Below are 1914 nucleotides of genomic sequence, written 5' to 3' on the forward strand. Positions count from 1 at the left end.
AAGCAGCGCCGTCCGGCTGCACAGCGATCACCCTTCGAGGCCATCGATGTTTGAATTTGTTCGCACGCACAACCGCCTGTTCCAGTTCCTGTTGCTGGTGCTGATCGTTCCCGCCTTCGTGCTGACGGGTGCTTACCAAGGTTACCGCTCGATGGCGGGCAGCGGGGGTGTCGCCGTCGTCGACGGCCACAAGATCACGCAGGCCGAATGGGATGCGGCGCAGCGCGATCAGATCGACCGCTACCGGCGCCAGGCGCCGAACGTCGACATTCGCATGTTCGACACGCCGGCGGTGCGCCTGCAGACGCTCGACAACCTGGTGCGCGAGCGCGTGCTGCAGACCGCGGCGCTGAAGTCGAACTTCACCGCGACGGCCGACCGCGTGCTCAACGTCTACATGAACGACCCGCAGTTCGCGCAGTTCCGCGGTGCGGGCGGCGGCTTCGACAAGGAGGCGCTGACGGTCGCGTTGTCGGCCCAGGGCATGACGGTGGCGGGCTTCGAGCAGACGCTGCGCCAGCAGCTCGAGATGCGCCAGGTGATGTTCGGCATCGGCGGCACGGTGTTCGCGCCGGCCGCGGCGGCTTCGAGCGCGATCGATGCGATGTTCCAGCAGCGCGAGTTCCAGCAGCAGCGCTTCGACGCGAAGGACTACCTCGCGAAGGTGTCGCCGAGCGATGCCGACATCCAGGCGTACTACAAGGATCCGGCGCACGCGGCGCAGTTCATGTCGCCGGAGCAGGCGAACATCGAGTACGTGGTGCTCGACGTCGAGGCGATCAAGAAGACGCTGACGGTGCCTGAAGACAAGCTGCGCGAGTACTACAAGGCAAACGAGAAGCGCTATGCGGTGGCCGAAGAGCGCCGCGCGAGCCACATCCTGATCAAGGCCGACAAGTCGGCCCCGGCCGCGGAACGCGCGCAAGCCAAGGCGAAGGCCGAGGCCCTGTTGGCCGAGGTGAAGAAGAACCCGGCGAGCTTCGCCGACGTGGCGCGCAAGAATTCGCAGGACACCGGCTCGGCGCTGAACGGCGGCGACCTCGACTTCTTCGGTCGTGGCGCGATGGTGAAGCCGTTCGAAGACGCCGCGTTCGCGCTGAAGCCGGGCGGCATCAGCGATGTGGTCGAGAGCGATTTCGGCTACCACATCATCCAGGTGACGCAGGCCCGCGGCGGCGAGACGAAGAGCTTCGACCAGGTGCGCCCCGAGATCGAGGAAGAGGTCAAGAAGCAGCTCGCGCAGGCGAAGTATTCCGAGGCGGCGGTCGAGTTCACGAACACGGTCTACGAGCAGCCGGACAGCCTGAAGCCGGTGGCTGACAAGCTGAAGCTGCCGATCCAGACCGCGCAGGGCGTGACGCGCACGGCGGGCCCGGCGGCCAAGGGGCCGCTCGCGTCGCCGAAGTTCCTGGAGGCGCTGTTCGGCAACGACGCGCTGCGCAACAAGAAGAACACCGAGGCGGTGGATGCCGGTTCGAGCCAGCTGATCTCGGCACGCGTCGTGACCTACAGCCCGGCTGCGGTGAGGCCGCTGGCTGAAGTGACCGCGAGCGTGAAGGAGAAGCTGGTCGCGAAGCAGGCAGCGGCCCTCGCGCGCAAGGAAGGCGAGGCCCGCCTGGCCGAGCTTCGCAAGGCGCCCGAGACGGCGTTGACCGATGCGGCGCAGCTGGTGTCGCGCGCGCAACCGCGCGACCTGCCGAAGCCGGTGGTCGATGCGGTGCTGAAGGCGCCGACCGCGAAGCTGCCGGCCGTCGATGGCATCGACCTGGGCGACCAGGGCTACGTGATCGTGAAGGTCACGAAGGTGCTGGGCCGCGACCCGATCGCCGCCGACCCGGTGCGCTCGCAGGGGCAGTACGCGCAGGCATGGGCCGCCGCCGAGGCGCAGGCCTACTACACCGCGCTGAAGAGCCG

General features: G+C 67.7%; 1 protein-coding gene. It reads left to right on the top strand.

What is annotated here, in order from left to right:
* Positions 1-46: 46 nt before the first annotated feature.
* A partial coding sequence (locus AC1D15_RS29675) for a peptidylprolyl isomerase (protein WP_477828845.1) occupies positions 47-1914 on the top strand: 1868 nt, incomplete at its 3' end.

The organism is Rhizobacter sp. P2_H2, from assembly GCF_056403375.1.